This window comes from Sphingobium sp. TA15, assembly GCF_037101235.1.
In the GTDB taxonomy this organism is placed as follows: domain Bacteria; phylum Pseudomonadota; class Alphaproteobacteria; order Sphingomonadales; family Sphingomonadaceae; genus Sphingobium; species Sphingobium indicum.
The window spans coordinates 663,763-685,892 of record NZ_AP025356.1 but is presented as its reverse complement, the minus strand read 5'-3'; the positions used below and the strand labels follow the sequence as shown (position 1 = coordinate 685,892).

General features: G+C 67.0%; 19 protein-coding genes. 6 read left to right on the top strand and 13 right to left on the bottom strand.

All coding sequences use genetic code 11. The features are described from left to right. Positions 1–316 precede the first annotated feature (316 nt). The 3 genes from Sj15T_RS20250 to Sj15T_RS20240 all read right to left on the bottom strand — a co-directional run bounded on the left by Sj15T_RS20250 (position 317) and on the right by Sj15T_RS20240 (position 4,577). Positions 317–1,408 (bottom strand): ParB/RepB/Spo0J family partition protein, encoded by a 1,092-nt coding sequence (locus tag Sj15T_RS20250; RefSeq protein WP_013054123.1) that lies wholly within the window; start codon positions 1,406–1,408, stop codon positions 317–319. Positions 1,409–1,470: 62 nt separating this feature from the next. Next, a complete protein-coding gene (locus Sj15T_RS20245; RefSeq protein ID WP_013054122.1) occupies positions 1,471–2,667 on the bottom strand; it encodes an AAA family ATPase in 1,197 nt (398 codons plus the stop codon). Positions 2,668–2,996: 329 nt separating this feature from the next. Beyond that, a complete protein-coding gene (locus Sj15T_RS20240) occupies positions 2,997–4,577 on the bottom strand; it encodes a family 16 glycosylhydrolase (protein ID WP_013054121.1) in 1,581 nt (526 codons plus the stop codon). Positions 4,578–4,932: 355 nt separating this feature from the next. Between Sj15T_RS20240 and Sj15T_RS20235 the strand changes: the two genes are divergently transcribed. Continuing rightward, on the top strand, positions 4,933–5,601 hold the full coding sequence (locus tag Sj15T_RS20235) for a TetR/AcrR family transcriptional regulator (protein WP_013054119.1): 669 nt from the start codon (positions 4,933–4,935) through the stop codon (positions 5,599–5,601). Positions 5,602–5,640: 39 nt separating this feature from the next. Here the strand turns inward: Sj15T_RS20235 and Sj15T_RS20230 are convergent, their stop codons facing one another. Beyond that, complete coding sequence (locus tag Sj15T_RS20230) at positions 5,641–6,087, bottom strand: PaaI family thioesterase (RefSeq protein WP_007684506.1); 447 nt, start codon at positions 6,085–6,087, stop codon at positions 5,641–5,643. Next, complete coding sequence (locus Sj15T_RS20225) at positions 6,087–7,268, bottom strand: acetyl-CoA C-acyltransferase (RefSeq protein WP_013054118.1); 1,182 nt, start codon at positions 7,266–7,268, stop codon at positions 6,087–6,089. The genes Sj15T_RS20230 and Sj15T_RS20225 overlap by 1 nt, the downstream gene beginning before the upstream one ends. 204 nt (positions 7,269–7,472) lie before the next feature. Between Sj15T_RS20225 and adh the strand changes: the two genes are divergently transcribed. From adh to Sj15T_RS20205, 4 genes are all read left to right on the top strand, one after another. Then, entirely contained in the window at positions 7,473–8,993 is a 1,521-nt protein-coding gene (gene adh / locus Sj15T_RS20220; RefSeq protein WP_041386941.1) for an aldehyde dehydrogenase, read from the top strand. A 263-nt stretch (positions 8,994–9,256) separates the two neighbouring features. Beyond that, on the top strand, positions 9,257–9,646 hold the full coding sequence (locus Sj15T_RS20215; RefSeq protein WP_013054116.1) for a DUF779 domain-containing protein: 390 nt from the start codon (positions 9,257–9,259) through the stop codon (positions 9,644–9,646). Positions 9,647–9,688: 42 nt separating this feature from the next. Then, a complete protein-coding gene (locus tag Sj15T_RS20210) occupies positions 9,689–10,831 on the top strand; it encodes an FIST N-terminal domain-containing protein (RefSeq protein ID WP_041386868.1) in 1,143 nt (380 codons plus the stop codon). Further along, positions 10,828–13,035, top strand: coding sequence for a NahK/ErcS family hybrid sensor histidine kinase/response regulator (locus Sj15T_RS20205; protein WP_013054114.1), 2,208 nt, complete (start codon positions 10,828–10,830; stop codon positions 13,033–13,035). Before Sj15T_RS20210 ends, Sj15T_RS20205 begins: the two co-directional genes overlap by 4 nt. A 13-nt stretch (positions 13,036–13,048) precedes the next feature. Here Sj15T_RS20205 and Sj15T_RS20200 read toward each other — a convergent pair whose 3' ends face one another. The 8 genes from Sj15T_RS20200 to pedF form a co-directional block, all read right to left on the bottom strand. After that, the gene (locus tag Sj15T_RS20200) at positions 13,049–13,204 is read right to left on the bottom strand and encodes a hypothetical protein (RefSeq protein ID WP_007684514.1); all 156 of its coding nucleotides are present in this window, start codon (positions 13,202–13,204) and stop codon (positions 13,049–13,051) included. Between the two features lie 134 nt (positions 13,205–13,338). After that, positions 13,339–15,561, bottom strand: coding sequence for a catalase/peroxidase HPI (katG, locus tag Sj15T_RS20195; protein WP_013054112.1), 2,223 nt, complete (start codon positions 15,559–15,561; stop codon positions 13,339–13,341). Between the two features lie 197 nt (positions 15,562–15,758). After that, positions 15,759–16,223 carry a YbaK/EbsC family protein gene (locus Sj15T_RS20190; RefSeq protein ID WP_007684517.1) on the bottom strand — a complete coding sequence of 155 codons (465 nt, stop codon included), beginning with the start codon at positions 16,221–16,223 and terminating at the stop codon, positions 15,759–15,761. A 175-nt stretch (positions 16,224–16,398) separates the two neighbouring features. Further along, entirely contained in the window at positions 16,399–16,944 is a 546-nt protein-coding gene (locus Sj15T_RS20185) for a GNAT family N-acetyltransferase (protein ID WP_013054111.1), read from the bottom strand. Between the two features lie 119 nt (positions 16,945–17,063). Next, positions 17,064–17,840, bottom strand: a complete 777-nt coding sequence (locus tag Sj15T_RS20180; protein ID WP_007684520.1) for a response regulator transcription factor — start codon at positions 17,838–17,840, stop codon at positions 17,064–17,066. Positions 17,841–17,853: 13 nt separating this feature from the next. Beyond that, positions 17,854–19,596: a methanol/ethanol family PQQ-dependent dehydrogenase gene (locus tag Sj15T_RS20175; RefSeq protein ID WP_013054110.1), complete on the bottom strand. Its 1,743-nt coding sequence runs from the start codon at positions 19,594–19,596 to the stop codon at positions 17,854–17,856. Between the two features lie 128 nt (positions 19,597–19,724). Beyond that, a complete protein-coding gene (locus tag Sj15T_RS20170; RefSeq protein ID WP_013054109.1) occupies positions 19,725–20,579 on the bottom strand; it encodes a transporter substrate-binding domain-containing protein in 855 nt (284 codons plus the stop codon). Positions 20,580–20,583: 4 nt separating this feature from the next. Continuing rightward, positions 20,584–21,009 (bottom strand): cytochrome c-550 PedF, encoded by a 426-nt coding sequence (pedF, locus tag Sj15T_RS20165; protein WP_007684526.1) that lies wholly within the window; start codon positions 21,007–21,009, stop codon positions 20,584–20,586. A gap of 140 nt (positions 21,010–21,149) precedes the next feature. Between pedF and Sj15T_RS20160 the strand changes: the two genes are divergently transcribed. Continuing rightward, on the top strand, positions 21,150–22,121 hold the full coding sequence (locus Sj15T_RS20160) for a PQQ-dependent catabolism-associated beta-propeller protein (protein WP_013054108.1): 972 nt from the start codon (positions 21,150–21,152) through the stop codon (positions 22,119–22,121). Positions 22,122–22,130 lie beyond the last annotated feature (9 nt).

Below are 22,130 nucleotides of genomic sequence, written 5' to 3'. Positions count from 1 at the left end.
GGGTGGATCCTGGAGATGAGCGGCAGCCTGGGACGTGTTGCGGCGGAGGAGAGCAGGGCGTCGTGGGGGCTATTCCATGAACGTCTCGGCGAGTGAACGAGGGTTTGGAATCGGCGGGCGGGATGGGCCGGGATGGGGCCTGGTGGGGGGTGCAGGGGCGAGGGGGTGCGGGTGTTTCCCCGGGGAAACGGGAGGGATGTTTTTCGTGCGTCGGCGCGGGGGGAGGGGTGTCGTTTCCCCGGGGAAACGCGGGGCAGGGGGAATGGCGCGGTCGGGGCCGGCCGTTCCTTTGCCATGCTGCGCCCCCCCCCTGTCATCAGCGTTGCAGCCCCATGCCCTGCCGTTCGAGATGTTCGAGCGTGTCGCGCAGCGCCGTGGCGAGGGTTTCCATGTCGGCGCCCGACCCTGCGTGGAGGCGGATGGTGATGCCCTGACGGTTGACCGATTGCACCGTGAGCGCAGGGCGGCCATAGCGGGTGGTCCAGGTGAAGGGTTCCTCCCTGGGGGCGGACCGGGCAGCGCGGGGGGCGTCGAGCAGGCGCTTCAGCACGTCCGCCGCCGCTATGGGCGCGGCCCCCGCCGTCCGCAGGGCGCGCTGTTCGGAGGCGAGGCGGTTCGCCTCGGCCCGGATGGCGGGCGCGCCCTTCGGGTCGTCGAGCGACTGGGCCAGCGCATAAGCGGGCTTCAACTGCACGTCGGCGGGGGAGGCGAAGGCGTCGATCACCGCGTCCTCGATGCCCGCGACCTTGATCATCTTGCTGAGCCAGCCCTTGGAGAGTTTCAGCCGCTCGGCCATGCGCGTCAGGTGGCTGCCATAATGGGCCTTGAGCGCATCGGCATAGTTGCGCGCCCGTTCGAGGTCCGACACGTCCTTGCGCGCCCGGTTTTCGAGGTCGGCGAGGCGGAAGGCGGCCTCGTCGTCGAGCTGGGCGACCTGCGCCACGAACATCATGTCGGAATAGCTGTTGGCGCGCAGCCAACTGATCGACCAGTGACGGCGGGTGCCCGCAATGACCTCATAATCATGGTCCGGGTCGCCTTCTATGCGGCGAACCACGGCGGGAACCTTCTGCCCGCCCTCCGCGATGATCGAGTCGATCAGTTCGCGGCAATTTTCCTCGTTGAGATGGGCGTAGTGGCGGGCATTGCCGGTCCAGATGCGGACCCTGGCCGGATCGAGCAGCAATTGCGTGACCTGCCGCACTTCGCCCGAAGCGAGGCGGGCGAGGGCGGATTCGCGGCCGAGCAGGGTGGTGCCGCGCGCCCGGTCCTGCCGGGGTGGGGCAGGGGCAGGGGAGGGGGACGGCGCCGGCGCGCGGGCCTCTTCCCGCTCCACGGCCGGGCGCGCCGCCGCTTCCGGCTCGTCGGAGAGCAGGGCGGCCAGATAGTCGGATTGCTTACGCGCCATGACATTCCCCCTCGATCACTTGGGACAACGGGAACATATAGGGAACATGCGGATAGGGCCATTCATGCCGCATTGACGATGTCCTCTTCCCGCGCCGGGGCGACGCGGCCCCAGCCCTGGCGCACCAGCGCCTCGATCTGGCCCATGGCCTCGTCCAGATTGGCGCGGCAGCGCTTGTGGGTGCGCGGCGTGCCGATCGGCTTTTCCAGTTCATAGACGGTCATCATGCGCAGCGCGGCATGGCTGATCTCCGCGCTGTCGAGGATCGGGATGGGGAGGAGGGCAGGGCCGAAGCTCTGCTCCATGATGGCGCGGACCATCGAATGGCTGGGGTCGTTGCTGTCGAATTTCGAGCAGAGCAGGCGGACGAACTGATAGTCCACCTCTATCCCCGCCTGCTGCAACTGGCCGATCACCTGGTCCATCATCGAGAGGAACTGGACGGTCGAGCAGAAGTCGGGCGTGGTCGCGGCCAGCGGCACCAGCAGCGCATTGGCCGCCTGCATCACCGCGAGGCTGATCGTGCCCAGCGCCGGGGGCGGGTCGAGCAGCACCACGTCATAATGGCGGGCGAGGTCCATGAGGCCCTGTTTCAGCTTGCGGAAGCGCGCCGCGAGGACGGAGCCGCCGTCGCTGCCCGCCGCCGCCAGCTCATATTCCACGTCGAACAGTTCGAGATTGGAGGGGATGAGGTCGACATTGGGCCAGGCGGTATGCTTGACCGCGTAGAGCAGGTCGACCTGGGTCGGGTCGATGGAAAGATAGGGGTAGAGCGTCTCTTCCCGCTGGATGTTGAAATGCGGGTTGAAGCCGAACAGGGTGGTGGTGGTGGCCTGGGAATCGCAGTCGACCACCAGCACGCGATAGCCCTGCACCGCGAAATAATGGGCGAGATGGGTGGTGACGGTCGACTTGCCGACGCCGCCCTTGAAATTCTGCACCGCGATGATGGCGGGGATGTCCAGCGGGGCGCGTTCGGGCGAGGCGCCCAGCACCTGCCGCATGTTCAGCAGTTCCTCGACCTTGTAGCCGGGGCGGCGGCCGTTTTCGGTCGGCGGGGCAGGGGGAAGACGCCCGTCCTCCTCCGCCATGCGAATGCGATTCGTGGAGCAGCCGAGCAGTTGCGCGGCCTCCGCTATGCCGAAGCGGATGTTGAGTTCCTTGCGGCTATCCGGCAGGAAAGCCTTGCGCCGCAGGCGTTCGACCATCTTTTCGCCGGCTTCCGCCAGATCGCCGATCTGGGTAACCACTGCGTTCATTCCAGCCCTCATGCGCAAAGTTGAAGCATGTTTGGGATAGTATTGGCATAAATTGTTCAAATTGGCAAATGAAGGGGAGTTGGGATGCGGAGGGCGCAGGAGGCTTCGCCCAAAAGTCGTTCTGCCGGGTAAGCGGCGGCTGTCGGCGACTATATTGCCGGGACGATAGACGGGGCTTCCTCATCCTCCCCATCGGGAGATGGGGAGGGGGACCGCCGCTGAAAGCGGTGGTGGAGGGGAAAGGGGCATGACCTGCGCACTTCCCCTCCACCATGCTTCGCATGGTCCCCCTCCCCATGCAAGCATGGGGAGGAATGGGATGGGGCGGCTTATTGGCCGCCGTCGGAATAGATGCGCACATCCTTGACGATCATGTCGCCGGTGCCGTCCGCATAGTCGCCGGTGGTCTTCACCGCGACGTTCATGATCGGGTACCAGCGAAAGCCCGCGAAGGGGTTGACCGCCTGATAGGTTTCCTTCCCATCGATGAACCAGGTGATATAGTCGGGCTGGATGTCGACGGCGAAGCTGTGGAAGCCCGTCGTGAAGCCGCCGATGCCGTAGATCTCGTCCGTGTTCATGAACACGCCCTGCTGGAAGGTGCGGGTGATGTTGGCGCCGCCGTGCAGCGTGTTGGCGGTGTAGCGGTCGAAATCCCACCAGCTTTCGAAGCCGAAGCCTTCGTAAATGTCGATTTCCGGCGGCCATCCGGCGGTGGAGATCAGCCAGAAGGCGGGCCAGGAACCGCGCCGGTTGGGCATTTTGGCGGTGAATTCATATTGGCCGTAGCCGATCTGCACCGGCCGGGTGTTGTGGCCGCTGAGCACGACCGCGCCATAATCATAGGGGACGCCGTCCCAGGCTATGGGCTGCCTCAGCTTCTGCGTGTGCATGACCAGCCCCTCGTCGGTGTAGCGGAGCGGCGCCTCTATGCCATAGTCGCGATAGACCCAGCCGTCGAGATAGATGCCGGTTTCCTGATTGCCCGGTTGCGAACGGCCGTTGGGCAGCTTGGTCGACCAGGCCTTGTCATGGCCGGCGTCGGACCATTTGAGCGTCTCCCGGCTCATCTTCCACTGGAGCGCGCCCGTGGGCTGGAAGATGCGCGGTTCGCGGCCCGCCACCTGTTCCGCCGTCGGTTCCTGCTGGAAATCGCATTGGACGAAGGCGCGGTCGGTGCCCATCCTGCCGCCCCAGGGGGCTTCGACGAAGCGGACGATGAAGTCGGCCTGCGGCACGCCGAGCAGGATCGGGACGGAGACCGTCTTGGTCAGCGGGTCGCCGGGGCGGAAGATCACCGATTTGTAGATGCTCTGATAATTGACGCCCGCGACGCCCCGGACCAGGCCGGGGCCATCCTCCGTCATGACGCGGGCGATGACGGTGTTGGGCGTCGGGCGGTCGAGCGAGATCGGCACATGGGCGACGGTCGATCCGGGGCGGTAGAAGGCCGGGCCGACCGAGGCCGTCGCCAGTTCGGGATAGCGGGTGCCGCCGGCGAAGTCGAAATTGGCGAAATCGGTGGCCTGCCCGGCGGCGGAAAGGGTGGTGGCGGAAAGGGATGCCATGGTGCTGACCGTCGCCATCTTCCCGGCCGCGCCCCAGGCCGGTCCGCCGGTCGGCGCGGCGGCCGGGGCGGCGGGAAAGAGGGCGGCGGGATTGCTGCTGCCGAGCGCCGTGGTCCAGGGGCTGGGCGAGGGGCGGGAGAAGTCGATCCGCGGCGACGGGCCGTCCGTCCGGCCGAAAAAGCCCCTGGCGAGGATGGGAGCGATGCCCGGCCGGTCTTCCGCCGCGGGCGCGGAGATCTTTTCCGTGTCGGCGGTGAGGGACAGGCCCCATTCGCTCATGCAGAATATGAGCACGCACGCGAACAACGCGCCCGCAAGCGGGCGGAAAGAGAAAATGCGCATGGTACGACCCCGTTGTTGAGCGGCCCTGTGCCGCCTGTGTTGAACCTCCTTCCCGCACGGCGGATTGCCCCGGCGCCGTTGCGGGTTCGCAAGATGGTTGGTGCGGGTTCGTTCGCTACAGCATTGAATATAATGGATTTTCATGGCCATGAAAAGGGCGGCGGCATGGCGGCCCCCGCCGACCGGGTTCCGCCGCCCCCGCGTGGCGGGATCGGGGCCGGATCGGCGCGCCCTTCCGGATCAAAATGCTTGAACCTGACGGGCATAATATTATCTTGGTCGCAAGCAGCCCCCCGGCAGTGCCGTGCCGTTCCTGCCGCAGGCGGTTGCGATCCGGTCAGTTGTGGAACGATGCATGAGATACCCCAGCGAACATAAGGCGCGCACGCGGGAGCGCATCCTGAAGGAGGCTTCGCGCGCGATCCGTTGCCAGGGCATCGACAGGGTCGCGGTCGCCAATGTGATGTCGGCGGCCGGGCTGACGGTCGGCGGCTTCTATGCCCATTTCGCGTCCAAGGACGATCTGGTCGCCCATGCGGTCGAGCATATGTTCCATGAACGCTATGAGGAGTTTCTGGGCCTGCTGGATGTCGGCGACCCGCGCGCGGCGATCGCCAAATTCTTCGACGGCTACCTGTCCATGGCCCATCGCGGCCATCCCGAGACGGGCTGCCCCATCCCTTCGCTCAGCAGCGAACTGGGGCACCTGTCCGAAGATGGCCGGGGGCGGCTGAGCAGGGGCATGCGCGGGCTGGTCGACGGACTGACCCGGCTGCTGGAGCGGGCGGGGATCGGCGATCCGGCGGAAGCGGCGAACGCGGCCTTTTCCGAAGCGCTGGGCGCGCTGGTCATGGCGCGGATGACGACCGACCCCAAGGCGGCGGAGAAGATCCTCCAGAAGGCGCGGAAATCCGTGAAGGAGCGGCTTGGCGTCGCGGACGTGGACACCCGCATCCCCCTGCGCAGCCGCTCCGCGAGCCGGGCCGGGGCGAAGCCGCCCGAAAGGGCCGAAGCCGCCGCCTGAAGCGGAAGGCGCAGCCGCCCGCCCGCGCCGCCCCCGCGTTCAGCGCGGCACGACGCAGGTGGACGTGCCGTGCGCGAAGATGCGCTCGCCCGGACCGATGATCCGCCCCTCCATGGCGATGAGGGAGCGGCCCCGCGAGATCACGGTGCCGATCACCCGCAGGGGGCCGATGTCGGCGTGGATCGGCTTCAGGAACTTGACGCTGGTTTCGTGGGTCGGGGCGAAGCCGCCCTCCTCCAGCATGGTCACGGCCGCCAGGCCCATGGCGGAATCGAGAACCGTCATCACCCAGCCGCCATGGACGATGCCGCCGGGATTGAGGAAGCGCTCCTCCGGCGTCGCCATCAGTTCGATGCGGCCGATCTCCGGCGGAAGAAGCCGGAACGGTATCGTCTCGGCCATGGGAGGATAGGGCAGGTCGCCCCGCGCCACCGCGCTGATCATGTCGAGGCCGCTCATGCCCCGCCCCTGCAGCCGCGCGGCCATTACAGCGTTTCCAGCGCGAGCGCTATGCCCTGTCCGCCGCCGATGCACAGCGTGACGATGCCCCGGCGAACGCCGTCGCGCTTCATCGAATGCAGCAGCCGCGTGGTCAGCACCGCGCCGGTGGCGCCGATGGCGTGGCCATGGGCGATGGCGCCGCCCTCCACATTGACGATGTCCTCCGGCAGGCCAAGTTCCTGGATGATCGCCAGCGGCACGGCGGCGAACGCCTCGTTGATCTCGAACCGCTCCACGACCGGCAGCGTCCAGCCCGCCCGTTCGACCGCCTTGACCACGGCGGGGATGGGCGCCAGGCCGAACAGGCCCGGCTCCATCGCCGCGACCGCATGGGCGACGATCCGCGCGGCGGGTTCGACCCCGTTCGCCTCCGCCCAGGCGCGGCTGGCGACCAGCATGGCGGACGCGCCGCTGTTGAGGCCGGGGGCATTGCCGGCGGTGATCGTGCCGTCCGGGCGGAAGGCGGGCTTCAGCCGGGCGAGGCCCTCCAGCGTCGTGTCGGCGCGGGGCGCCTCGTCGCGGGCGAAGCTGATCTCGCCCTTGCGGCCCTGCACGGTGACGGGGGCGATCTCCGCGTCGAAGCGCCCTTCCGCCTGAGCCTGCGCGAAGCGGCTCTGCGACCGTTCGGCCCAGCGGTCCTGCGCATCCCGCGAGATCTGGGATCGGGTGACCAGATCCTCCGTATGCCAGCCCGAATGGCGGCCGGAAAAGGCGTCGTTCAACCCGTCGCGCAGCATGGAATCGATGATCGCCGCGTCCCCCATGCGATAGCCCCAGCGGCCGCCGGTCATCAGATAGGGCGCGCGGTCCATATTCTCCATGCCGCCGGCGACGGCGACGTCGTGCAGGCCAAGCTGCACCTCCTGCGCGGCGCTCACGATGGCCTGCGCGCCCGATCCGCAGACCCGGTTGACGGTGAGGGCCGGGACCGAGACGGGCAGCCCGGCATGGATCGCCGCCTGGCGCGCCGGGTTCATGCCGTTGCCCGCCTGGATCACATTGCCCATGGTGACGGCCCCCACGACCTCCGCCGGGAGGCCGGCGCGGCGCACGGTTTCGCGGATGGCGACGGCGCCCAGTTCGGTGGCGGGCACGTCCTTCAGCGCGCCGTTATAGCTGCCGATCGGGGTGCGCACGGGATGGGCGAGGATGATTTCCGTGGTCATTCTGGCTTCCTTCTGCTGTCGTCCGCGCCGCCGGACCGGGCCATGACATGATGATGATCATGCCATTGATCGGGATCGCCGCGCCGCTTTTCAAGGGGGGGGCGCCGATCCCCTGGGCGGATCGGCCGACCCAAGGTCTAATTGTTCCTTCGTCCGAAAGGTTCATCCTGTCCCTCAACCTTCAGACGAGTCCGGGAGAGGATGATGTTACAGCAGGCAATGGCGCGGTTCGCGGGAAAAACGCTGATCCGCGAGAAATACGAGAATTTCATCGGCGGCCAGTGGGTGGCGCCGGTCCGGGGCGAATATTTCGACAATCTGTCGCCCGTGACGGGGCAGAGCGTGTGCAAGGTGGCGCGATCGACCGCCGAGGACATCGAGCTGGCGCTGGACGCCGCGCACAGGGCGAAGGAAGGCTGGGGCCGGCGTTCCGCGACGGAGCGGGCCAATATCCTCAACCGCATCGCCCAGCGGATGGAGGATAATCTGGACCTGCTCGCCATGGCGGAGACCATCGACAACGGCAAGCCGATCCGCGAGACGACCGCCGCCGACATTCCGCTCGCCATCGACCATTTCCGCTATTTCGCGGCCTGCGTGCGGTCGCAGGAAGGGTCCATCGCGGAGATCGACCATGACACGGTCGCCTATCATTTCCACGAGCCGCTGGGCGTGGTGGGGCAGATCATCCCCTGGAACTTCCCGATCCTGATGGCGGCGTGGAAGCTGGCCCCGGCGCTGGCGGCGGGCAATTGCGTGGTGCTCAAGCCCGCCGAGCAGACGCCGATGTCGATCATGGTGCTGATGGACCTGGTGGGCGACCTGATCCCCGAAGGCGTGCTGAACGTCGTCAACGGCTTTGGCGTGGAGGCGGGCAAGCCGCTGGCCACCAACAAGCGGATTTCCAAGATCGCCTTCACCGGGGAAACCACCACCGGGCGCCTCATCATGCAATATGCGAGCGAGAATCTGATCCCGGTGACGCTGGAGCTGGGGGGCAAGTCGCCCAACATCTTCTTCGCCGACGTGATGGACGCGGACGACGATTATTTCGACAAGTGCCTGGAAGGCTTTGCGATGTTCGCGCTCAACCAGGGCGAGGTCTGCACCTGCCCCAGCCGGGCGCTGGTGCAGGAGAGCATCTACGAGAAGTTCATCGAGCGCGCCGTCGCCCGCGTCCAGAAGATCGTGCAGGGCAGCCCGCTCGACCCCGCGACGATGATCGGGGCGCAGGCGTCGAACGACCAGTTGGAGAAGATCCTTTCCTATATCGACATCGGCAAGGGCGAGGGCGCGAAGGTGCTGACAGGCGGCACGCGGGCGCATCTGGGCGGCGAGCTGGAGCAGGGCTATTATGTGACGCCGACCGTGCTGGAAGGGCATAACAAAATGCGCATCTTCCAGGAGGAGATTTTCGGCCCCGTGCTGTCGGTCACGACCTTCAAGGACGAGGCGGAGGCGCTGCACATCGCCAACGACACGCTCTATGGCCTGGGCGCGGGGGTGTGGAGCCGCAACGGCAACACCGCCTATCGCATGGGCCGCGCCATCCAGGCCGGGCGCGTCTGGACCAATTGCTACCACGCCTATCCGGCGCATGCGGCCTTTGGCGGATACAAGCAGTCGGGCATCGGGCGCGAGACGCACAAGATGATGCTGGACCATTATCAGCAGACGAAGAACCTGCTGGTCAGCTATTCGACCAAGGCGCTGGGCTTCTTCTGAGGCGGTCGTCATGCCGGAGGCGGGTCGTTCCCCCTTCACGCCTTCGGTTCGGGCGGGCGCCTCTCCCGGGCGTCCGCCTTTTTCTGTTTTCCTTCTCGCTTGAGGGAGAAGGATATGGAGCCTTGCTGAGCGGAGCGAAGCCAGGCGGAGTTGGATGAGGGGGTGGAACCTGCGCTATCCCCCTCACCCAGCTCCGACTAGGCAGCAAGCTGCCAAGTCTGCGCAGCCCTCTCCCTCAAGGGAGAGGGGTAGGAGTGAACCCTATGGACCTTCCATCTCGCATCCTCGCCACGCCGGAGGCCGAAGCGTTGATTGCCCGCCTCACCATGCGGCATGGGCCGTTGATGTTCCATCAGTCCGGCGGCTGTTGCGACGGGTCCGCGCCGATGTGCTTCCCGCGCGGCGAGTTCAGGGTCGGGGGGCAGGATGTGCTCCTGGGCCATATCGCAGGCGATGTGCCGGTGTGGATCGGCGCGGCGCAGTTCGACTATTGGCGGCATACCCAGGTCACCGTCGACGTCGTGCCGGGCCGGGGCGCGGGCATGTCGCTGGAAAGCCCGGAGGGGATGCGCTTCATCGTCCGATCCCGCGTCTTCACCGATGAGGAGAATGCGGCGCTGGAGGCGGCGGGAGAGCCTTTGCGCGGAGCGTGAAACCGCATACACAGAACAGGGAGAAAATGCGGGGAGAGGAACATGACCATGCTGGCGTCGCAGATCGCCTTTGCGTCCAGCCATGCGGGCGATCCGGCCAAGGCCATGGCCGAAGTGGCCGGGCAATTGGGAGAGGAGCCGCTGGCCGGGATGCTGCTGTTCTGTTCGCACCGTTTCGACCGGGAGGCGCTGGCGCGGGCGGTCAACCCCAGGACGGAGGGGGTGGTGGCGATCGGCTGCACCAGTTCGGGGGAGCTGACCGAAAACGGCTATGACGAGGACAGCTTGAGCGTCGTCGGCTTTCCCGCCTCGGCCTTCCACATGACCTCGCTCTGCTTCGACGACATAGAGAGTTTCGATCCCGCCGCGGCGCGGCAGGCGGTGCGCGGGCTGGCGGCGCGGGCGGAGCGGGAAAGCCGCCATCTGGGCGATAAGGTCAATCATGTCGCGCTGTTCCTGGTCGACGGGCTGTCGCACCGGGAGGAATTGCTGACCATGACGATCCAGGACGGGCTGGGCGACATCGCGCTGATCGGCGGGTCGTCGGGCGACGGCATGGCCTTTCGCGAGACGGCGGTCTTCCATGGCGGGCGCTTCCATGCCCATGCGGCGGTGGTGGCGATCCTGTCCACGCCGCGCCCGCTGCATGTGTTCAAGGCGCAGCATTACCGGCCGAGCGAGGCGAAGATGGTGGTGACCGGCGCCATCCCGAACGACCGCATCGTGACGGAGATCAATGCGGAACCCGCCGCGCAGGAATATCTGCGGCTGGCGGGCCATGCGGGCGAGGCGCTGGGCGTCGCCTTCTATGCCGCGCATCCGCTGATGGTGCGGGCGGGGGGCGATTATCATGTGCGGTCGATCCAGAGCGCGAACCCGGACGGCAGCCTCACCTTCTACTGCGCCATCGACGAGGGGATCGTGATGACCGTGGGCGAGCCGGTGGACCGGATTGCGCGGATGGACGCGCTGTTTGCCGACATCGCGGCGGAGGTGGGGCCGGTGGACCGGATCATCGCCTTCGATTGCGTATTGAACCGCATCGATGCCGAGCAGCGGCAGATCACGCGCGCCGTGTCGGAACTGTACGGGCGGCATCGGGTGATCGGCTTCAACACCTATGGCGAGCAATATCATGCGCTGCACGTCAACCAGACCTTCAGCGGGCTTGCCATCGGGCGATGAAGGACGCGCTTCCCTCTTCCGCCGAGATTGAGGCGTTGCGGGAGGAGAACCGCAAGCTGCGCAAGATCAACGCGGCGCTGATCGACCGGGTCGAACGGTCGAGCGACATGGCGGGCAACGCCTTTTCGATGTTCGAGACCGCTATCTCGCTGGAAGCCATGGTGCGCGAGCGGACCGCGCAGTTGGAGGATGCGCTGGCGAAGCTGGCGGAGGCCAATGCCGACCTCGCCTCTGCCCATGGCCGCGCCGACGCGGCGCGGATGCGGCTGCGCGACGCGATCGATTCGATCAACGAAGGCTTCGTGCTGTTCGACGCGGAGGACCGGCTGGTCCTCTATAACGAGGCCTATCTGGGTTTCTGGCCGGAGATCGCGGACCATATCCGCGAGGGCATGAGCTTCGACGAGATCGCCAGGCTGGCCGCCGCCCACCATCGTCCGGTGGGGCAGGACCGATGGGTGTCCGACCGCCTCGCCCGCCACAGCGTGGCGGAGGGCGGGCATGTGCAGGCGCTGTCCGACGGGCGATGGGTGCAGATCAACGAACTGCGCACCAGCGAGGGTGGCATCGTCGGCATCTATACCGACATCACCGAGGCGAAGGCGGAGGATGCGCGAGACCGGGCGCGGGAACTGGCCGAGCGCAACATCGTGTTGCAGGCGACGCTGGACAACCTGTCCGAAGGCGTGTGCCTGTTCGATGCGGAGGGGCGGCTGGCGGCGTGGAACGAGGCGCTGCAGCGGCTGCTGGAACTGCCGGAGGACTGGGCGCAGGAGGGGGGAACCCATGCCGCGCTGCTGGACTGGTGCCGGGGCAGGCTGGGCATGGACGACTTGGGCTGCCTGGACCGGGGCGGGGCGCGCCATCGCAGCGAGCTGGTCCATGCCGGGGGGCGCAGCTTCGAGATTCGCAGCAACGCCATGGAGCGCGGCGGGCAGGTGATCGGCTTCACCGATGTGACCGACATGCTGCGCGCGCAGGCGGCGCTGCGCGAGACGGCGGAGACGCTGGAGCGGCGGGTGGCGGAACGCACGTCGGAACTGGAGGCCGAAGTGGCCGAGCGGCGGGAGATCGAGGCGCAGTTGATGGACGCCAAGACGGCGGCGGAAAAGGCGAACCTGTCCAAGACCAGCTTCCTCGCCGCCGCCAGCCACGACCTGTTGCAGCCGTTGAACGCGGCGCGGCTGTTCGTCGCGGCGCTGGGCGACCGGCGGCTGGCGCTGCCGACGCGGGCGCTGGTCAACCAGACATCGACCGCGCTGGATTCGGTCGAGGACCTGCTGGAGGCGCTGCTGGAGATCAGCCGGCTGGACGCGGGGGCGATCCAGCCGGAGATCAGCGATTTCCGCATCGACCGGCTGCTCGACACGCTGAGGACGGAATTCGCGCCGATGGCGCGATCGGCGGGGCTGGCGCTGACGGTGGAGACGGCTCCGGTCTGGGTGCGATCCGACATCCGGTTGCTGCGGCGGATATTGCAGAATTTCCTGTCCAACGCGCTGCGCTATACCCAGCGCGGGTCGGTGCGCGTCGCCTGCGTGGCGGAAGGGGAGGGGATCAGGCTGAGCGTTGCGGACAGCGGCCCCGGCATCCCGCCCGACAAGCAGCAACTGATCTTCGAGGAGTTTCGCCGTCTCGACACGCGGGGGGGCAGGGGGGCGGGCGGCAAGGGGCTGGGCCTGGCCATCGTCCGCCGGGCGAGCGACATGCTGCGCCACGAAGTGACGCTGGAATCCGCGCCGGGGCAGGGCGCGACCTTCTCCATCCGCGTGCCGCGGGGCGAGGCGGTGGTGGAGGAAGGGGAGGGCGGCAGCGCGCCGCGCAGCGACCGTTCGATGCGCGGGCTGAAGGTGCTGGTGGTCGACAATGAACGCGCGATCCAGACCGGCATGTCGACATTGCTGGGCGGCTGGGGCTGCACGGTCGCGACCGCCGCGGGATTCGAGGAGGCGGTGGCGGCCTTCGCCGAGGGCGAGGCGCCCGACGTCATACTGGTCGACTATCATCTGGACGACGGCGAGACGGGGGATGCGGTGATCGAACGGCTGCATGGCCATTTCGGGCGGGCGGTGCCCTCCGTGATGATCTCCGCCGACCGGGGCGAGGCGTTGAAGGCGCGGATGGACGGCTGGGGCATTGCGCTGCTGGGCAAGCCGGTCAAGCCCGCGCAGTTGCGGGCGTTGCTGCGGACGATGCTGAAATAGGCGGGGGAGGGAATCAGGAAGGGCGCAGATGCCGCCTTTCCATTTCGTCCAGCACCGCCTGTTCGAACCCGGTCGGATGCTTGGGATCGCCGATCCTGCGGAGGATGGCGAGGAGCTGCTCGTCCGTCAGCTTGGCAGCATCGGCGGCGTCCTTCAGATAATCGTGCACGGCGAGTCTCCGCATCGGTGCGGGAGCCAATGTCGCATGAAAGCCGGGCAAGCTCAATTGAGCGGAAAGACGTAGTCCAGGCGGCGGGACGTGACAGGGAAAGGCCGCTCCCCGGAGGAGCGGCCTTGCCATCTTCAAGCCGCCAGGTCGAAGCGGTCGGCGTTCATCACCTTGGTCCAGGCCGCGACAAAGTCGTTCACGAACTTGTCGCCCGCGTCGGCGGAGGCATAAACCTCCGACAGGGCGCGCAGTTGCGCGTTCGACCCGAACACCAGGTCGACGCGCGTGCCGGTCCATTTCTGTTCATTGGACCTGCGGCAAGTGCCGGTGAAGATGTCCTTCTGACCCTCCACCTCCTTCCACGCCGTGCCCATGTCGAGCAGGTTGACGAAGAAGTCGTTGCTGAGCGTTCCGGGGCGGTCGGTGAACACGCCATGGCTTGACCCGCCATGATTGGCGCCGAGCACGCGCAGGCCGCCGACCAGCACCGTCATTTCGGGGGCGCTGAGGGTAAGCAACTGGGCGCGGTCGATCAGCAGTTCCTCGACCGGCACGCTGAACGGCACGGGCAGATAGTTGCGGAAACCGTCGACCTTCGGCTCCAGCACCTCGAAATTCTGCACGTCCGTCTGTTCCTGCGAGGCGTCGGCGCGGCCGGGGGTGAAGGGCGCCTCTATGTTGCGCCCGCCATCCTTCGCCGCCTTTTCGATGGCCGCCGATCCGCCCAGCACGATGAGGTCGGCGAGCGAGATCTTCTTCGCGCCCGCGCTGTCGAACTCGGCCTTGATCTTCTCCAATGCCGACAGGACGCGGCCAAGCTGCTCCGGCTGGTTGACGTCCCAGTCCTTTTGCGGAGCCAGCCGGATGCGCCCGCCATTGGCGCCGCCGCGATGGTCCGACCCGCGATAGGTGGAGGCGGAGGCCCAGGCGGTCGTCACCAGTTCCGCGACGCTGAGGCCCGACGCCAATATCTTCTGCTTGAGCGAAGCGATGTCCGCCGCGTCGACCAGGGGATGGTCTACCGCCGGGATCGGATCCTGCCAGATCAGGTCTTCGGCCGGAACCTCAGGCCCCAGATAGCGCGCCTTCGGCCCCATGTCGCGATGGCACAGCTTGAACCAGGCGCGGGCGAAGGCATCCTCGAAGGCGGCGGGATCGTTGCGGAAGCGTTCGGAAATCTTGCGATATTCCGGGTCCATCTTGAACGCCATGTCGGCGGTCGTCATCATCGTCGGCACGCGCCTGTCGGGGCTGTGCGCGCCGGGGGCCATGTCCTCCGGCTTCTGGTTGACGGGCTGCCACTGCTTGGCGCCCGCCGGGCTTCTCACCAGCTCATATTCATAATCGAGCAGCATGTGGAAGAAGCTGTGGTCCCAGGTGCGGGGCGTCGGCGTCCACGCGCCTTCGATGCCGCTGGTGATGGTGTGGTCGCCCACGCCGCTTTCATAGCCGCTCTGCCAGCCAAGGCCCTGCTGCGCGATGTCGGCGCCTTCGGGTTCCTTGCCGACCTTCGACGCGTCGCCCGCGCCATGGGCCTTGCCGAAGGTGTGGCCGCCCGCGGTGAGCGCGACCGTCTCCTCATCGTTCATGCCCATGCGCAGGAAGGTCTCGCGAATGTCGCGCGCCGATTGCAGCGGGTCGGGATTGCCGCCCGGCCCCTCCGGATTGACGTAGATGAGGCCCATCTGGATCGCGGCCAGCGGGCTTTCGAGGACCATGTTCTTTTCGGGCTGGATGCGGGTTTCATTGCCCTCCTGGCCGACCCAGAATTCTTCCGTGCCCCAATAGACGTCCTTTTCCGGCTCGAACACGTCGGCGCGGCCGCCGCCGAAGCCGAAGACCGGACCGCCCATCGACTCGATGGCGACATTGCCCGCCAGGATCATCAGGTCCGCCCAGCTCAGCTTCTGGCCATATTTCTGCTTGATCGGCCAGAGCAGGCGGCGCGCCTTGTCGAGATTGGCATTGTCCGGCCAGCTGTTGAGCGGCGCGAAACGCTGCGATCCGGAGGAAGCGCCGCCGCGCCCGTCGCCGGTGCGATAGGTGCCCGCCGAATGCCAGGCCATGCGGATGAAGAAGGGGCCGTAATGACCGTAATCCGCCGGCCACCAAGGCTGGCTGTCGGTCATCAGCGCGGTCAGATCGCGCTTCACCGCCTGATAATCCAGCGTCTTGAAGGCCGCCGCATAATCGAAATCGTCGCCCAGCGGATTGCCCGACAGGCCGTTCTGCTGAAGGATGTCGAGCGAAAGCTGGTTCGGCCACCAGTCGCGATTGGTGCGCCCCAGCAGGGATCGCAGCGCGGCGGGTTCCTTCACGGGACAGGACAGAGGATCATTGCTCGTCTTTGCGTCCATTGCACGATTCCTTTCAGCTTCTCCGGGACCGGGATTCTAGGCCATGCCCCGCCAGGGGGGAACTGCGAAGGCCATGTTATTTTTCCGATGACAGTGTTGAATTTATTGCATGAGAGGGGGCCGCGCCGGCGGCGTTCGCTCTCCGCCCGGAGGACGCAAGCTCGCTGCGCTCGCGCCTGCGAGGGGAATATCAACGCCTAGATGCTGAACGCGAAATGGCCGGCGCCCTTTTGCAGTCGCCGCCAATTCTCCGCATTCATGTGCACCAGCGTGTGGTGGTCGCCGCCCTCGAACCAGACATCCTGATCCATCAGCATGTCGTCGTCGATGATCGTCTTCAGCCCATAGGCCGCGCCCACCGGCGGGATCGCGCCCAGTTCGCAGTCGGGGAACAGCGCGGCTGTCGTATGTTCCTCCGCCAGCGAGACGTCGCGGGCCAGCCATTGCTGCAGGAAGTTGAAGCTCACATGCTTGGAGGAGGGAAGGACGGCCAGCATATATTCGTCGCCCGCCTGCACCAGCACGGCCTTCGCCACCTGACGGCCAGGGACATGCGCCGCCTGGGCCGCCCGCGCCATTTCGCTGGAATGTTCGTGCGGCCATTCGTCGAAGCGCGTGCCGCAACGGTCCATATAGCCGCGCAATCTCTGGGAAATCGCCATGACATCCTCCATCGCCCTGTGCCCGAAGGCATGGTCAGGCGGGCGTCGTGCGCGGTGCCGGAAGGGGTTGCCGGCACAAGGGCGGGCGGCGGGTCTGGCCATGCCGTCAGTGGGTCAGGAATAGCAGATTTGCGGCCGATAGCCAATCGCCCCTGCTGCCCGTTGCCGGCCGCGGTCAGGGCCGGGCGGCGTCGGGCGCGGTGGCATTGCCGCCGCCCAGCGCGATCTGCATGTAGACGGTGTCGAGCCAGCGGCCCGCCTTCCAGCCCATGCCGGTGAGCCGGCCCGCCTGCCGGAAGCCGCAGGCGGCGTGGAGCGCGACCGAGGCGGGTTCGCCGCCGCCGATCACCGCCACCATCTGGCGGAAGCCAAAGGCCTCCGCCGCGTCCAGCAGCGCTTCCAGCAGCGCCCGGCCGATGCCGCCGCCGCGCCGGTCGTGCGCGACGTAGATGCTGTTTTCGCAGGCATGGGCATAAGCGGGCCGGTCGCGGAACTGCGTCGCATAGCAATAGCCGACCACCTCCGCGCCGTCGCACGCCACCAGGAAGGGCCAGCCCCGGCCGGTCACGCGCCCGATCTTGGCCACGGTCTCCGCGACGGTCGGCGGCACGAATTCGTAGCTGGCCGTGCCGTGCAGGACGTGGTGCGCATAGATGGCGGCGATGGCGGCCGCGTCCCCGGCCGTCGCGTTCCGGACCGTGACAGATGACGATGTGCTCATGCAGCCTCCATCAGCAGCAGGTGCCTTCACCAACGAGGGAGCCGCAAGATTCCTTCCCTGTCATGCAGCAAATTCCAAGCGAGTCGATCAATCGCCGGGCCGCGCTGCGAAGGAGAGGCTCAATCGGCGCGGAAATGCACCTGATTGGCCTTGATCACCGCCTGGGTGCGGCTGAGCACGCCCAGCTTCTGGAGGATGGCGGAGACATGCGCCTTGATCGTGGTCATCGACACGCCCAGGTCATGCGCGATCTGCTTGTTCAGCCGCCCGCGCACCAGATGCGCCAGCACCGTCTTCTGCTGCGGCGTCAGGCTGTCGATGCGGCGGGCGATCTCATCCTCCTCCGCCGTCGGGGCGACGCTCTCGCCCATGGCTTCGGGCAGGTAGATTTCGCCCGACACCACCCGATGGAGCGCATCGACGATGGCGCTGCGCTTCAGCGACTTGGGAATGAAGCCCGCCGCGCCGGCGGCCAGCGCCTCCTGCACGATGGCGCGGTCGAAGGCGCCCGACACCATCACCACGGGCAGGATCGGGAAACGATCCCGCAGCAGTTTGAGGCCATCGAGGCGGCGGACGTCGGGAATGTTGAGGTCGAGCAGGATGAGGTCGAAATTATCCTGCTTCTCCAGCAGCGAGACGGCCTCGTCGAGCGTCGCCGCCTCGAATATCTCGATATTGTCGAAGCTGATCGCGATCACGCTGCGCAGCCCGTCGCGCACGAGGGGATGATCGTCGACGATCAGCACCCGCTCCATGATTGCCTCGCCACCCATATACCGCCCCACCCCTCGACCCGGATCATCGGACAAGTCATGGGCCGTGGCAAGCCGCATCGCGCCGGGCGGAATTGCCGGGATGGAGTGCATGTGGTTGCCGCGTCCCATGACGATCATCGTTCTTGTCCTCTTATCCGGGCAGCTTGAACACCCAGAGCGCGCCGCCCTGGTTGATGTCCTTGAAGCTCTTGGCGACTTCGCCGCCCCACAGCGGCACCGCGCCGCCCCAGCCGGACATCACCGCCACATATTGCTCGCCATCCTGTTCCCAGGTGACGGGGCTGCCCACCACGCCGGAGCCGGTCTGGAACTTCCACAATTCCTGGCCGGTCTTCGCGTCGAAGGCCTTGAGATACCCCTCCGGCGTGCCGGTGAAGACCAGGTTGCCCGCCGTCGAGAGCACGCCGCCCCAGAGCGGCGCCTTGTTCTTATATTCCCAGACGATCTTGCCGGTCTTCGGGTCCATGGCGCGCAGCGCGCCGATATGATCCTCCGCAATGGGCTTGATGGTGAAGCCCGCGCCCAGATAGGCCGCCCCCTTCTTGTAGGCGATCGGCTCGTTCCAGATGTCCATGCCCCAGTCGTTGGACGGAATGTAGAAAAGGCCGGTGTCCTGGCTGTAGGCCATGGGCATCCAGTTCTTTCCGCCCAGGAAGCTGGGGCTGGCGAAGACCGACGATCCCTTGGCCGTCTCGCCCGGCGCGCCGGGGCGGTTGGCGTCGTTGTAATTGGGCCGGCCGTTCTTGTCGAAGCCGTTGGCCCAGGTCGTCTGCATGACGAACTTGCTGGCGCTGATGAACTTGCCGTTGGTGCGGTCCAGCACGAAGAAATAGCCGTTGCGGTCGGCCTTCGCGCCCAGCTTCATCGGCTTGCCGTTGACGGTGGCGTCGAAGGGGATGAATTCGTTGACGCCGTCGAAGTCCCAGCCGTCATGCGGGGTCGTCTGGTAATGCCATTTGATGACGCCGGTGTCGGGATCGATGGCGAGGGTCGAACTGGTGTAGAGATTGTCGCCCTTGCGCAAATGGCTGTTCCAGGGCGCGGGGTTGCCGGTGCCGAAGAACAGCAGGTCGGTTTCCGGGTCATAGGTGCCGCCCAGCCAGGTCGCGCCGCCGCCGGTCTTCCACAGGTCGCCGGTCCAGCTTGCGTTGGTCTTGCCGGTGAGGCCGTTGTCCTTGCCGTTGAGGGTGCCCATGTGCCCCTCGATCGTCGGGCGGCGCCAGACCAGCTCGCCGGTGTTGACGTCGCGCGCTTCCACCGCGCCGACGATGCCGAATTCGCCGCCCGAATTGCCGTAGATCACCTTGCCCTTCACCACCATCGGCGCGGCGGTGGCCGAATAGCCGGCCTGGTAATCCGCGATCTGCTTGTTCCAGATGACCTTGCCGGTGTGGCGATTGAGCGCGACCATGTGCGCGTCCAGCGTGGCGAAGATGATCTTGTCGCCATGGATGGCCGCGCCGCGGTTCACCACGTCGCAGCAGGGCATGATCCCTTCGGGCAGGCGGGCGTCATATTGCCACTTCTCCTCCCCGGTGCGGGCGTCGAAGGCGAACAGGCGCGAATAGCTGCCGGTGACGTAGATGGTGCCGTCATAGACGATGGGCTGCGCTTCCTGCCCGCGCTGCTTTTCCCCGCCGAGCGAGGAGGAGAAGGCGGGAACCAGCTTCGCGACGTTGGAGGCGTTGATCGCCTTCAACGGGCTGAAGCGCTGCGCCTTGGGCCCCATGCCGTATGTCAGGACGTCGCCGGGCGTCGCCGCGTCGTTCATCAGGTCCGCATCGGTGGGCCCTTCGGCCAGCAATGGCGCGGCGGCGACCGCCATGCCCAGGATCGCGGCGCCGGACAGGGCTCGCGTCAAACGTCCTTTCATTCCATCCTCCCTCTGTTGAAAGGGCGTGATTGGCGCCCCCACCCTTTGAAGATTATTGCACCCATGCTGCGCAGCAATTGGACCTTGGGTCGGGCGCGTCCCTCCCTCCCCCGCGGGAGGGGGAATGGTCATCCGGCCGCGAGCGCAGGGGTCCACTCGACGCCATAGGTTGCGAACAGCGCCTTCATCTCGCCGCTCGCGGCCATGGCGGAGACGACCTCCTCCACCGCATCGCCCAATGTGCGGCTGTTTTCCCTGACCGCCATGCCGATGTCCCAGCCGGGCGAGGTGAAGGCGGGCAAAGGCCCCTTGCGCACCGTCAGCGACCCGCCCCGGTGCAGCCCTTCCTCGATCTGGGCGCGGCTGGCGAGCACGGCGTCCGCCTTGCCCGCCGCCACGGCCGCGACGGCTTCGGCGCCGCTGGGATAATGCGCCACGTCCTTCGCCAATATGCCGCCGAAGGAGCCGATCAGGTAGAAGTCGGGAATGGAGTCGAGTTCGGCCGCCAGCCTGTGCCCGCGCCATCCGGTGGGCGGCGCCTCCAGGTCGATGGCGTTGCGCATGCCGGCAAAGCGGAAGCTCTCGCGATAATAGGGCGCGACGATCGCCACCTGGTCGTTGCGGGCGGCGAAGGTCCGGTCGAAGGGGACGTGCAGCATCAGGTCGCCCGGCGCGAAGCCCAGCAGGCCGCCCTTCCACACGCCATGGCGCAGGTCGTCGTCCACGCTTTCGTCCGCGACAAGCTGTGCGACGTCGGCGCGCACGCCCAGCTTCCGGGCGATGGCGCCGGCCAGGTCGACGTCCAGCCCGGCGAGCTTGCCGCCTTCCTCCCACGACCAGGGGCGGTTGTCCTTGTAGACCACCACCCGCAGCACGCCCAGTTCCCTGACCTTGCCCAGCGGCGCCGCCTGGGTCGTCCCCGGCAGCAGCCCCAGCGCCAGTGCCGCGCCCGCGCCGCCCAGCAGGCTTCGCCGGTCGATCACGCCCTCAGCCCTGGAACTTGGTTTCTAGCCAGGCGCGGATCGCCCAGCCGGCCTTCTGGCCCAGCACGTCGCCGAAGGGCGGCATATAGACCTTTCCATCATGGCTGGAGCCGTGGCGGAAGCGCTCCACGAACCACTGGTCGCCCGATTCGCCCTGTTCCAGATAGCGCAGGTCGGGCGCGATGCCGCCGCTTTCCGCGTCCAGCCCGTGGCAGCGGGCGCAATTCTGGCCATAGGCGGACTGGCCGATCTCTATGGCCTTGGCATTGCCGCTATAGGGGTTCTTCGCCAGCCATTCCTCGCCGATGTCCGGCAGGGCGGAGGTGTCGACCGCCTGCGGCGTCACATTGCCGTGCGCCATCAGGCCGGTTGCCGTGGTCGCGCCCAATATGGCCATGGCGCCCAGCAGCGAGATGCGTCCCAGATTCATGCTCGAAATCCTCACCCGATATGATTGGGGCGAGTGTAGGGCAGCGGGCTTTGACGCCCTATTGGCCGTTGGTACAATCCCGGTCGAGGGGCGCGCGCTATAATCATGCGCAGGAACAGGCTGCGGGTTGGGAGAGGATTGTGAAGCGCATCTTTCTGGCGGGGTTGATGCTGGCTCCCGTGATCGCCCAGGCGGCGAGCGCGCAGGCGGAGACGCTCTATGTCTCCAACGAGCGAGGCAACAGCGTCAGCGTGATCGATGCGGCCAGCGCGAAGGTGGTGGCGACCTGGGCCGTGGGCGGCCGTCCTCGCGGGATCACCGTGTCGAAGGACGGGAAATATATCTATCTCTGCGCGTCGACCGACCATGCCGTGCAGGTGATCGAGCGCGCCACGGGAAAGGTCGTGGCGGAACTGCCGTCCGGCGAGGATCCGGAGCAGTTCTTCCTCTCGCGCGATGGCGGGACGCTGTTCGTCGCCAATGAGGACGATGCCGCGCTGACCGCCATCGACCTTGCGAACCGGACCGTCGCCTTTCAGGTCGGCGTCGGCGGCGAGCCTGAAGGCGTGGCGCAAAGTCCCGACGGCCGGTGGGTCGCGGTGACTTCGGAGGAGGAGAATGTCGTCAACTGGGTGGACGTGGCGAAGCGGGAGATGGTCGACGCGACGCCCGTGGACCTGCGCCCGCGGCACGTGGAGTTCACCGGCGACGGCGCGCAGCTGTGGGTCGCGGCGGAGGTGGGCGGGACGGTGCAGATCGTCGATGCGGCCTCCCGCAAGGTGGTGGAGACGCTGCATTTCGCCATTCCGGGCGTGGCGGACCATCGCATATTGCCCTGCGGCATCCGCTTCACGCCCGACGGCAGGACGGCGGTGGTGGCGCTGGGGCGCGCTGACCATGTCGCGCTGGTCGACGTGGCGAGCCGAAAGGTGCGCGCCTATGTGCCGGTGGGCAGGCGGGTATGGCATGTCGCCGTCAGCGGCGACGGGGCGCGGGCCTATGCGGCCAATGGCCTTTCGGACAATGTGAGCGTGATCGATCTGGCCAAGGGCGAGGTCACGGGAACGATCCCGGTGGGCGCGGCGCCGTGGGGGATCGTGGCGGTTCGGTGAGAGGCGACG

Coding starts and splice junctions, on each gene's coding strand:
- Sj15T_RS20250 (WP_013054123.1), bottom strand. CDS start 1,408: ATGGCGCGTAAGCAATCCGACTATCTGGCCGCCCTGCTCTCCGACGAG.
- Sj15T_RS20245 (WP_013054122.1), bottom strand. CDS start 2,667: ATGAACGCAGTGGTTACCCAGATCGGCGATCTGGCGGAAGCCGGCGAA.
- Sj15T_RS20240 (WP_013054121.1), bottom strand. CDS start 4,577: ATGCGCATTTTCTCTTTCCGCCCGCTTGCGGGCGCGTTGTTCGCGTGC.
- Sj15T_RS20235 (WP_013054119.1), top strand. CDS start 4,933: ATGAGATACCCCAGCGAACATAAGGCGCGCACGCGGGAGCGCATCCTG.
- Sj15T_RS20230 (WP_007684506.1), bottom strand. CDS start 6,087: ATGGCCGCGCGGCTGCAGGGGCGGGGCATGAGCGGCCTCGACATGATC.
- Sj15T_RS20225 (WP_013054118.1), bottom strand. CDS start 7,268: ATGACCACGGAAATCATCCTCGCCCATCCCGTGCGCACCCCGATCGGC.
- adh (WP_041386941.1), top strand. CDS start 7,473: ATGTTACAGCAGGCAATGGCGCGGTTCGCGGGAAAAACGCTGATCCGC.
- Sj15T_RS20215 (WP_013054116.1), top strand. CDS start 9,257: ATGGACCTTCCATCTCGCATCCTCGCCACGCCGGAGGCCGAAGCGTTG.
- Sj15T_RS20210 (WP_041386868.1), top strand. CDS start 9,689: ATGACCATGCTGGCGTCGCAGATCGCCTTTGCGTCCAGCCATGCGGGC.
- Sj15T_RS20205 (WP_013054114.1), top strand. CDS start 10,828: ATGAAGGACGCGCTTCCCTCTTCCGCCGAGATTGAGGCGTTGCGGGAG.
- katG (WP_013054112.1), bottom strand. CDS start 15,561: ATGGACGCAAAGACGAGCAATGATCCTCTGTCCTGTCCCGTGAAGGAA.
- Sj15T_RS20190 (WP_007684517.1), bottom strand. CDS start 16,223: ATGGCGATTTCCCAGAGATTGCGCGGCTATATGGACCGTTGCGGCACG.
- Sj15T_RS20185 (WP_013054111.1), bottom strand. CDS start 16,944: ATGAGCACATCGTCATCTGTCACGGTCCGGAACGCGACGGCCGGGGAC.
- Sj15T_RS20180 (WP_007684520.1), bottom strand. CDS start 17,840: ATGATCGTCATGGGACGCGGCAACCACATGCACTCCATCCCGGCAATT.
- Sj15T_RS20175 (WP_013054110.1), bottom strand. CDS start 19,596: ATGAAAGGACGTTTGACGCGAGCCCTGTCCGGCGCCGCGATCCTGGGC.
- pedF (WP_007684526.1), bottom strand. CDS start 21,009: ATGAATCTGGGACGCATCTCGCTGCTGGGCGCCATGGCCATATTGGGC.